Origin of the sequence: Arcticibacter pallidicorallinus (genome assembly GCF_003002875.1) — a bacterium.
Taxonomy (GTDB): domain Bacteria; phylum Bacteroidota; class Bacteroidia; order Sphingobacteriales; family Sphingobacteriaceae; genus Arcticibacter; species Arcticibacter pallidicorallinus.
In genome coordinates this window covers 368,831-379,011 of the sequence record NZ_PVTH01000005.1, presented here as the reverse complement: position 1 = coordinate 379,011, position 10,181 = coordinate 368,831, and the positions used below count along the sequence as shown (strand labels likewise).

Sequence of the window (10,181 nt, the reverse complement as noted above, 5' to 3'; positions counted from 1 at the left end):
CTGGCAGGGAAGGTCAGGAGCAAGGATAAGGAGGACGTTCCGAAGGAGATCTCCCGGACTAAACCCAGGTCGATTCCGAAGATCGTAGCGGATAACAAACAGTCGGCAGATCCGACCGGCAAGCGCGTGTCCTTTAAATGCTCAAAAGGGTAAAAAGGACACGCGCCTGTAAACTGACGGCAGGATAGAGATATGTACTAGGCCCGCTCTGCAGACTTCGCCCAGATATTTATAGAAGAATCGGTCGCGTATTTGTCGATCTCCGCAAGTTCTGCTTCGCTGAAATCGGGCTTTGTCAAAGCCTTTACGCAATCCTCAACTTGTTCAGGGCGACTCGCACCGATCAATGCGGAAGTAATCCTGCCACCTCTGAGCACCCACGCGATAGCCATCTGCGCCAGCGTTTGTCCGCGGCCCTGAGCGATCTCATTTAACGCCCGGATATTGTTGCGTGTTTTTTCGTTTAAGAAGTCAGGATTTAGAGATTTATGCTGGTCAGCACGACTGCCTTCCGGGATTTCGTTCAGGTATTTGTCTGTGAGCATTCCCTGTGCAAGAGGAGAGAACACAATAGATCCAATATTCAGGTCTTCCAAAGTGTCGATCAGTCCGTCTTCTTCAATCCATCTGTTGAGCATGGAATAGCTTGGCTGGTGTATCAGACAAGGTGTGCCAAGTTCTTTAAGGATGCTTACAGCCTCTCGGGTCCGTTTGGAATTATAAGATGACAGGCCTACGTATAAAGCGCGGCCGGAGCGGACAATATGATCGAGCGCCATCATCGTCTCTTCCAGAGGAGTCTCCGGGTCAAAACGGTGGGAGTAAAAGATGTCTACATAATCAAGCCCCATACGTTTCAGGCTTTGATCGCAGCTGGAGATCAGATATTTTCGGCTGCCCCATTCGCCGTAAGGGCCGGGCCACATATTGTAACCGGCTTTGGTGGAGATAACCAGCTCATCGCGATAACCTGCGAAGTCATCCTTCAGGATCTGGCCGAAGGCTATTTCTGCACTTCCTGGAGGCGGACCGTAATTGTTCGCGAGATCAAAATGGGTGATGCCGAGATCGAAAGCTGTTCTGCATATCGCTCTTTTATTGGCGTGCTTTGCATCTTCTCCGAAATTGTGCCAGAGGCCTAAAGACAAAGCGGGTAATTTTAGGCCGCTCTTACCACAACGGTTATAAACCATTTGTTCGTAGCGGTTATCTGAGGGTGTCCATTTCATATTTAATTATCTTCTTACAGTGCAATACAAATCTGTAAAAAAGGTTTTAATCTTCAGATCTTAGTTTAATTTTAACATAAACTTTATATTTAGTCAATACCGGTCTTGTAATATTGCCGGCTGCAGCCGGACTCATACAGAGCGGTTAAACCAGGTAAAGCATAAGTTTATGAAAGCATATTTCGCCTTATTTTTTTCAATGATCATTTGTTATGCCAGTCAGGCACAAACCATGAAATGGAACCAGAATCCTGTGATTGCCCATCGTGGAGCATTCAAAAAGAACCAGTATCCGGAAAATTCTATCGCGTCTTTAAAGGAATCCATCAGACTGAAGTGTTATGGGTCCGAATTTGATGTGCATATGACCCGGGATGGGATAATGGTAGTGAATCATGATGCCGACTTTTATGGGATCGATATTTCAAGCTCCACGTACAAAGAGTTGTTGGCTAAGAAACTTCCCAATGGAGAAAGTATACCTACGTTGGAGGCTTTCCTGAAAGAGGGGATGAAGCAGAAAAAAACGAAGCTGATACTGGAGTTAAAGCCAGCAAAGACCGAGGAAGAGATGATGAAGCTAACGGATGCAGCGGTCAAAATGGTTCATGATATGAAGGCCACCGCATGGATTGAATATATCAGCTTCCACTATGGCTCTTTAAAGCGCATACTGGAACTTGATCCGAAGGCTACTGTTGCTTTTCTGGCATCCGTAGGCAGTGCTGTTTCGGCAGAGAAGCTCAAAGAAGATAAGTTTGCGGGAGCAGATTACCATTATTCGGTTTATAAGGCAAACCCGGGATGGTTTGAAGAAGCTCATCGTCTTGGTTTGACCATCAACGGCTGGACGGTTAACAAAGAAGAAGACCTGCAATGGATGTTGGAGAACAAAGCGGACTATATTACTACCAATGAGCCGGAGTTGCTCTTTGAGCTGCTCGCTAAAAAAGGTAAATAGCTACTCAGCGCGTCAACCCAAGAAGTTTGTCTATTTTCTCGTCCCAGGAGGCTTGAGCGACCCTGTTCAGTCCGTGGGACGTCTCTTTATCGTAGGCTTTCTGCATGGCATGGGCATCCCGCATCGTGTCGAGGTACTGCATATTCAGGAAGGCATCGTAGGTATCGGGCTGCAGATCCGCATTCTTTACCTTTTCCTTGAACTGTTCGGCGATGATTTTGACGATGTCGAAGTGCCGTTGTTCGTGGTTCAGTGTATAGGCGTCTCTGCCTGTTGATCTTGACCATGCCGCACTCTTGGGGAGATATGCCTTCACGGCTATGTGCACATGCACTACGCCGTTTATAATTTTGGCATCCTGGATATAGCCTATGCCTGGCATAACCAGGGCCTGGTACTTGTTTGAAGAGATGTTACGCGACTGGAAGTCATCCCATCGGAGTTTTCGTTTCGGAGAATAGTAGATCGTATCGCCTTCTGTTTTTTCGGAGTAATCAGAAAGGGTAAACTTCACGCTTTTAGCAAGCCGGGGATCTGTGTCAGCATTTTCATTCATCCAGTTATTGAAATATGTGAGGCTGGACTTGAGGAGCGTTCTCAGGTAGCCTTCTATCTGGGGGCTGAGTGTTGGGGATCTTACGTAGTTAACCGCGTACTGAGTGGTAACCAGGGGCGCTACTCCGTAATTCTTTGGGAGACCGAAAGAGGCTTTGAGCGTTACCTTCCCGCTTATGTTGCCATTGGAAAGTGCAGTTTCCCTGACATGGAGATCTTCGATACCCATTGTGACTGCTGTCAGCGACTGGTTTTTGGGTAAATTCCTGTTCAGGTAACGATTGATTGCTGTTGCAGGACCACCTTGCAGGTCAGTCTGCTGCGATATCATTTTATTTGTATGGGAGGTAACCAATAGTTTAGCTATAGGTTCCTTATTTGTCCGCTTATCATGCACCTGGGAAATATAAAATTCTGTCGGCTTTACTCCGGGAGGTATATTTCCCAGTACGATTTGTGCGGAGCTATCGAACACGCACAATAAAATTCCGGCAAAAAAAGTAAATATGATTTTGTAAATAATGTGTGTTCTCAATTCTCGCAGCTTCGTTCTCAACTTAGTTGATATAACGGCTCATGTGGTTTGGTAGTATGTCGGAAGTAATTCCGAGAATGATACCATTGAATCAGTAAAAGTACTGCGGATATTGAATTTATAGTCCTTAGATTTGCTCTGATAATCTATTGGTCAATCTGAATCTCAGTATACCTGAGATAGCTGATTAACTTAATTTCAATGATAACTCGTACTTCTCTAAGTTTTTCAGAAAGTACAAGGGTACAGGTCCCGACGAGTTTAGAAAGAACATATTCAAAAAAGGAAAAGAATGAACAAAATGGAATCAAATAATCAATATAAGCCCATGTCTGAGTTTTCGGCTGCGGTACAGTGTAAATGCCCGAGATGTCGGCGAGGGAAACTTTTTGACGGTCCGATGTATGGTTTTAAGAGTCAGACGATGCACAAGAGGTGTTCGCACTGCCATCTGGTTTACGAACGGGAGCCGGGCTATTTCTATGTGGCGATGTTTGTAAGTTATGCGTTTAATGTGGCGGAACTGGTGATATTAGGAGTGGGTACCTATCTGCTTACCGGAAATCTGGAAAATCCATGGCTGTACCTGATCGTGCTTTTTTCAGGTGCTATTCTTCTTGCGCCCTTTAATTATCGATATTCAAGAGTAGTGCTCATGTATTGGTTGAGCCCGGGTTTGCGTTTCAGCCGCGAAATGGCAGAGGCGCCTCCGCGAAGGGATGAAGACGCGCTTATATAGCATGAAATTATAGGTAAGTATTATAAACTTTTTAGAAATGATCAAGCTATTTAGAATTGCTGCCGACATGCAGGAAGCTGGCGTTCACATCGCGAGATGGGGAATCGTTATCGTATTGCTTTGGATCGGCGGCCTTAAAGCTTTCCGTTATGAAGCTGTTGGAATAGTGCCATTTGTCGCACATAGTCCGGTGATGAGCTTCTTTTACAAGTATGATGCGCCTGAATATAAGACTCACATGAATAAGGAAGGTGAGTATGTTGCAGAAAATATCAGGTGGCACGAAGAGAACAATACCTATCTGTTTTCATACGGCTTGGGGACAGTGATATGCTTGATTGGGCTAATGATAGCCGTTTACTCAATATGGCCGGGTATTTCCGCAGTAGGCAGTTTTTTGGCTTTTGTCATGTCTCTGGTCACGCTTTCTTTTCTGATCACTACTCCTCAGACCTGGGTGCCGGATCTTGGGGATGCAGAGCATGGTTTTCCGTACCTGAGTGTGGCCGGTCGCCTGGTTATTAAAGATGTGATTATGTTGGGAGCCAGTATCGCTACGATGGGTCAGGCGGCACGAAAGTATTTAAAAACGCGTCGTTAGAGGTTCATAACAAGGATAACAGATCCGTCTTTTTAAGGGATTTCAGTCCGGGCCCATCAGCTTTTATGAGGTCGTTTGCAAGCCCTTTTTTGGAAGCTTGCAAGTCCATGATCTTTTCTTCGATCGTGTCTTTGCAGATTAGGCGGACAGCGACGATGTTGTTTTTCTGACCTATCCGGTGACAGCGGTCAATAGCCTGGTTCTCCACTGCAGGGTTCCACCAGGGATCTACCAGATAGACGTAGTCGGCAGCGGTTAAATTTAAGCCCGTACCTCCGGCTTTCAGGCTGATCAGGAATACGCGGATCTCGGGGTCGTTTTCAAACGATTCCACTTCCGCTCTTCTGTTACGTGTTTGTCCGGTCAGGTAAGCGTGCTTCATTCCGCGCTTATTCAGTTCCCTTTTGATCAGGTCGAGCATACCGACGAACTGAGAGAATACCAAAATCTTGTGTGCGGGTGCTTTGGACTCGATTTGTTCCAGTAATTCGTCGATTTTGCAGGAAGAGTCGCCTTTTACCCGGGTACCTTTCAGTAACTCGGGCGAGTTGCAGATCTGTCTCAGCATGGTGAGCCCTTTCAGAATGTGGACGGAATTTTTGGGGAGTTCCTGCTCGTCCAGCGCAGAGATAAATTCCCTGAACTCCTTCTCGTAGGCAGCATATACTTTTCGCTGTTCTTCGTTCATTTCACAATAGACGACCATCTCCGTTTTTTCCGGAAGTTCTGCCGCCACCTGTTCTTTTGTACGCCTCAGGATAAATGGTTTGATCCTTTCCCGCAGCTCATTGGCGCGCTTGCTGACTTTGAATTTATCAATAGGGGTGGAATAGATGTCTTTAAAATACTGCTTGTTTCCGAGAAGACCCGGACAAGCGAAGGATAGCTGGCCGTATAAATCAAACGTGTTGTTTTCAATGGGTGTACCGGTTATAGCCACCCGGTTTCGCGACTGAAGTTGTGTAGCAGCTTTATGTCGCTGTGAGCCCGGGTTCTTGATGTTCTGTGACTCATCAAGGAATACATAATTAAAGCAAAACTTCTTTAAAGTGCTTATGTCGGATACCATTGTGCCATAGGACGTTAAGATAATATCGTACTGGTCAAAGTCGCGCGAATCCTTTTTTCTGTTGGGTCCGTAGAACGTAAGTAAGCTCAGTGAAGGCGCGAACTTTTCCACCTCCGCAGACCAGTTGAAAAGTACGGATGTAGGTACGACCAACAGGTTAGTGTTGCGCCCGGTCTTAGCTTTCTGCAGCAGAATGAAGGCGATGATTTGTATCGTCTTACCAAGGCCCATGTCATCTGCCAGGCATCCTCCGAAATTGAGATCATCCAGAAAGTTCAGCCAGTTAAGACCGTTTTTTTGATACTCACGTAAGTCGGTCTTAATATCCTGGGGCACCTCGACCGGATAGATACCGGAAAAGTTAGCGAACCTTTCCTGCAAATAATTGATCTCGCGTTTGGTATCCGTGCTAAACCAGGGCTCTTCATAGAGTTCGGCAACGGTATCGAAATTGGTTCTGGCAATGCGAAGAGTTTCATGGTCCAGGATTTCGCCGGCATTGAAGTAAGCTGAGAATTTCTCTATCCATTCTTGTGGCAGGATTCCCCGTGTTTCATCGTCCAGCTGGACATACTTCGTCTTACTTCGGATGGCCTTGTGGATATGTTTCAGGGAGGCTTGCTTTTTACCAAAACTCACTTTGATTAAGGAGTTAAACCAGTTGATTCCACTCAACACCTTTACCGAAACGTTTATTGTATGGGCGTTCAGCGTGTTGCCGGTGATCTCGTTGAAGCCGAGGATGGTTATACCCAGCCTTCGCCATTCCTCAAACACGGGGAGAAACCAGTCTTCGTTTAGAAAGTGCCGTTTGTGAATGTCGAAATACTGGAGGCCGTTGTCCAGTTGCTCTTCTAAACTGGGATGTTGTTTAATCAGTAAAGAGATAAACTGTAATTCGGCTTCATGGTTTCGCTGCACCAGGAATGGATTTCCTTTTTTGTCCTGGCCGAAGATCTGCTTTTGGGAGCGTACAGGTATTTCGACCTCAGCATACCGGATTACGGGGATAACCATAACGTGCTGTCCGAAGTCAGACAAGAATATGATTTTTTCCAGTTCAGTATCGAAACCGGCTTCTGCTTTCTGTCTATCGGAAGCTTCTGGAATGAAGGTATAGGCGATAGGGATACGCTCCTCCTGCTTCTCGAGCACGGATTTTCTGAAGTCGCTGAATCTGGAGCGGTGGATCAGTGGGTTATTACCTCTCTTCTTGAGAAAATTGATTATGTCGAGCGTATTTTGATCTTCGATGAGGTATAATGCATCCTCTGAAAGTACAAAGCAGGAGTGTTTGATGGTCAGTGTAACGATATCTCTTGGAATGCCGTCGATGAGAAGACTGCCGGAGAGCTCATAGAACTGGTTCTTTTGCTGAATAGTCAGCGAAATATCCTTTACCGTATGCTTGCTGATGCGTACAGGTAAGAGGGAACTACTGCCGACGTTCTCAGAGATATCGCTGTCATGAAGATAGAACGGAAGTTCCAGCGGGTTTTTGACGATAGCTTTCAAACAGCGGATGGTCGTTTGACTGATTCCCGGGTCGATATTGTTCTGGAACTTTGATAATGCAGAATAGAATTTTATTTCGTCTGCTTGGTTTGTTTCCCAGATCATCTCGAGAGGACTGAGCGGTTTTAAGGGGTTTTTTACCTTACCTTCCTTTGTAAGTGAGGCTTCGAGTAATTCAACAAGCAGATGCCCGTAGTATTTATGGCGCTTGAAAACGGCTATTCTTTGTATGGATGCCGACTCATTTAGCTTTGCGGATATATCAGGTGTAAAGTGCTTGAATAGTGTCTGATAAGTCTGCAGGTGAGTGCTGCTGACTGGCAGCAGATTCTGCAAAGTTGGTTTTATAGTAAGTTTCCCGTTGCTGAATTCCATGTGGAAGAAGCGCTCCAGTTCCTGCTCTTTCTCCAGTCCAAAGTCTTCAGCGAATCTTTGTAGCTTAATATGTCTCAAGTCGATGTCGAAAAAGACTCTGTAATCCGTTCTATCTATCAAACTTAACAGTGCCTGTATCTGGTGATAACAACAGTCCAGCAATGACGCCATGCAAGAGCATTTGAGGGAGAGTCCTTCCTTGTTTTGTGAAACCTCCACATGGATTTCCGGAGCGTGGTGGTAGGAGAAGCTGCCTTCGTCAACGAGGATGTATTTCGGATAGGGAAGGACGTGGTCGGTCAGATCGGATTCAGACCCTTTATATAGACGGGATATATTGCTTGCATGAAGATCGGGCAACCCGACTCCTTTAAGCAAGTATGTCCCCTGACCATCCGGGATAATATTTAGCTGACCGTTGTTTTTATTCTGCATTCCGAAACTTCTGAGCGACTATACTTTCCATAATATCAGGGAGGCGCTCATGATAAACCATTCCTGTTATTTGCAAAGTCAGGGTTTGAATAGTTGTTAAGCACGCTATCAACCGTCCTGACAAGTTGGACCACAATGTATTATTTCGAAGCGCCTGTAGGGCTCATCCCTTTTTCAACCAGCAATTTGATATTGCCGTTTAAGTCGGCGGTATATATTTTAAAAACAGAGTCGGAGGTTTTTGAAGCGCTATAGAATATCTGATCATCAGCCGTAACATACAGGGACGGTACATTCAAACCTTCAGGAGAAATCCTGGAGGTCTTTTTGCTTGCCAGATCTAATACGTAGATGGCCTCATTAGGACCTACTGAATTCTTCACTATGTCCGTGTTGCCGGCGTTAAAAATAAGTTTTTTACCGTCTTTGGTATAGAAGAAACGGTTGCTGCTGGAAAGGGATAGGTCTTTTCCGATTAACTCTGTTAAAAGTTGGGTGTCAATTATCTTACCGGAAAGATCTAAGGTGTAGAGATTTGTTAAATCATGTCCGATCAGTTGCTGCTCATTCTTCCAGGTGGGCGAGTAAAGTTCGATGGCTGACTTGCTCTCTAATATCTGGTAACCGGAGTGATCCGTATTGATGACACCCACTTTCCAGCGGTTTCCTTTGTCGAAAATGCTGAAGGCGATCTTGTTTCCACTAGGCGACCACATGGCCTGGTAATGGTTATGATTGTCAACAGGCAACTGTGCCTGGGTTTTATGTTCGAGGTCAGCCACCCAAATGTTGCGGTTTCCGGCACTATCACTAATGGTGTAAGCGAGCTTTGTACCATCCGGAGATATTGCCGGATCCGTTGCACCACCAAAAGATACTTGTTTCATGGTGTCGATACTGCTGACTACAATATTATCGCCATCCCGATACGCTAATGCAAATTTTTTACTGCTTATAGAAGCGGAGTTCAGACTGTCTGTGCTGGTGTCTTTGCTCGGTTGATTGTTGTTACAGGCGATCAGGAGGGAAAGAAAAGGTATTGAAAGCTTTAATAGACGCATGGTTTGAATTCAAGGTGTTCCGCAAAGTTAAGAAAAATGATCTACAGGCCTTTTCTCTGGTAACGCGTTCGGGTCTGTTTGGAATACGGCAATTTTTGTGCACACTCTATCGTATTAAGGTCGTTAGCATCTGCTGCTATTTTATTAGCTTATCTGGAATATAAAAATCTCATAGTCTTTTCTTTAAGGGAAATATAATGATATCTTTATGATATCATTATAAATCAAAAAGTATGGAAACCGAAAAGATTACCAGTCCTCCCTCAGGTTACCTCGCGTTAACCTTATTTCTTTTACTTCTGGCTACAGCTATATATCTGGGCATCAATCAGTATGGGGCTGCCTGCGTTCTGATTTTGCTAATCGGCGTTACGCTGATTTTGCCGGGATTGATCATTGTTAATCCCAATGAATCGAAGGTGCTTACCTTGTTTGGTAAATACACCGGAACGGTAAAACAAGACGGCTTTTTCTGGGTGAATCCGTTTACGGTTAAGAGAAAAATATCATTGAAAGCATATAATCTTAATGGGCAACAATTAAAAGTGAACGACAAATTGGGGAATCCGATTGAAATTGCTGCCGTCATTGTCTGGCAGGTGAAAGATACCGCGAAAGCTGTTTTCTCGGTGGAAAATTACGTTCAGTATGTCAATATACAAAGTGAGGCTGCGGTGCGTCATTTGGCTAACAGCTTTGCGTACGACAATCTGGAGGACGAAACCGAGGCGATTACCCTTCGCGGTGGTGCGGAACAAGTGAGCCATTTATTGGAACAGGAGCTAAACGAACGTCTTGATCGTGCAGGTATAGAGGTGCTGGAAGGACGTATATCGCATCTGGCCTATGCGCCTGAGATTGCCAATGCCATGCTACAGAGACAGCAGGCGTCTGCTATTATAGCTGCACGGAAGCAAATTGTAGAAGGTGCTGTAGGTATGGTAGAGATGGCACTTTCCCGCCTCTCCGAGAAAAATATCGTCGAGTTTGATGAAGAACGAAAGGCTGCTATGGTGAGTAATTTGTTAGTGGTGCTTTGTGGCGAACGTGCGGTATCTCCGGTCGTCAATACGGGTACTTTATATCATTAGTCGTGGGGAACTATT

General features: G+C 45.3%; 8 protein-coding genes. 4 read left to right on the top strand and 4 right to left on the bottom strand.

Going from position 1 to position 10,181, the window contains the following annotated elements:
- Positions 1-197: 197 nt before the first annotated feature.
- Complete coding sequence (gene mgrA / locus B0I27_RS10875; RefSeq protein WP_106293256.1) at positions 198-1,229, bottom strand: L-glyceraldehyde 3-phosphate reductase; 1,032 nt, start codon at positions 1,227-1,229, stop codon at positions 198-200.
- A gap of 169 nt (positions 1,230-1,398) precedes the next feature.
- On the opposite strand from mgrA, the gene B0I27_RS10870 reads away from it, so the two are divergent.
- Positions 1,399-2,190 (top strand): glycerophosphodiester phosphodiesterase, encoded by a 792-nt coding sequence (locus B0I27_RS10870; protein ID WP_106293255.1) that lies wholly within the window; start codon positions 1,399-1,401, stop codon positions 2,188-2,190.
- A gap of 4 nt (positions 2,191-2,194) precedes the next feature.
- On the opposite strand, the gene B0I27_RS10865 is transcribed toward B0I27_RS10870, so the two are convergent.
- The gene (locus B0I27_RS10865) at positions 2,195-3,220 is read right to left on the bottom strand and encodes a DUF922 domain-containing protein (protein WP_106293254.1); all 1,026 of its coding nucleotides are present in this window, start codon (positions 3,218-3,220) and stop codon (positions 2,195-2,197) included.
- Positions 3,221-3,572: 352 nt separating this feature from the next.
- Between B0I27_RS10865 and B0I27_RS10860 the strand changes: the two genes are divergently transcribed.
- Both B0I27_RS10860 and B0I27_RS10855 read left to right on the top strand, forming a co-directional pair.
- Positions 3,573-4,019, top strand: a complete 447-nt coding sequence (locus B0I27_RS10860) for a DUF983 domain-containing protein (protein ID WP_342751875.1) — start codon at positions 3,573-3,575, stop codon at positions 4,017-4,019.
- A gap of 37 nt (positions 4,020-4,056) precedes the next feature.
- The gene (locus B0I27_RS10855) at positions 4,057-4,620 is read left to right on the top strand and encodes a DUF417 family protein (protein WP_106293253.1); all 564 of its coding nucleotides are present in this window, start codon (positions 4,057-4,059) and stop codon (positions 4,618-4,620) included.
- A gap of 4 nt (positions 4,621-4,624) precedes the next feature.
- On the opposite strand, the gene B0I27_RS10850 is transcribed toward B0I27_RS10855, so the two are convergent.
- Positions 4,625-8,014, bottom strand: a complete 3,390-nt coding sequence (locus tag B0I27_RS10850) for a DEAD/DEAH box helicase (RefSeq protein ID WP_106293252.1) — start codon at positions 8,012-8,014, stop codon at positions 4,625-4,627.
- 140 nt (positions 8,015-8,154) lie between these two features.
- Positions 8,155-9,075, bottom strand: a complete 921-nt coding sequence (locus B0I27_RS10845; RefSeq protein ID WP_106293251.1) for a TolB family protein — start codon at positions 9,073-9,075, stop codon at positions 8,155-8,157.
- 233 nt (positions 9,076-9,308) lie between these two features.
- On the opposite strand from B0I27_RS10845, the gene B0I27_RS10840 reads away from it, so the two are divergent.
- A complete protein-coding gene (locus B0I27_RS10840) occupies positions 9,309-10,166 on the top strand; it encodes an SPFH domain-containing protein (protein ID WP_106293250.1) in 858 nt (285 codons plus the stop codon).
- Positions 10,167-10,181: the final 15 nt, after the last annotated feature.

Coding starts and splice junctions, on each gene's coding strand:
- mgrA (WP_106293256.1), bottom strand. CDS start 1,229: ATGAAATGGACACCCTCAGATAACCGCTACGAACAAATGGTTTATAAC.
- B0I27_RS10870 (WP_106293255.1), top strand. CDS start 1,399: ATGAAAGCATATTTCGCCTTATTTTTTTCAATGATCATTTGTTATGCC.
- B0I27_RS10860 (WP_342751875.1), top strand. CDS start 3,573: ATGAACAAAATGGAATCAAATAATCAATATAAGCCCATGTCTGAGTTT.
- B0I27_RS10855 (WP_106293253.1), top strand. CDS start 4,057: ATGATCAAGCTATTTAGAATTGCTGCCGACATGCAGGAAGCTGGCGTT.
- B0I27_RS10850 (WP_106293252.1), bottom strand. CDS start 8,014: ATGCAGAATAAAAACAACGGTCAGCTAAATATTATCCCGGATGGTCAG.
- B0I27_RS10845 (WP_106293251.1), bottom strand. CDS start 9,075: ATGCGTCTATTAAAGCTTTCAATACCTTTTCTTTCCCTCCTGATCGCC.
- B0I27_RS10840 (WP_106293250.1), top strand. CDS start 9,309: ATGGAAACCGAAAAGATTACCAGTCCTCCCTCAGGTTACCTCGCGTTA.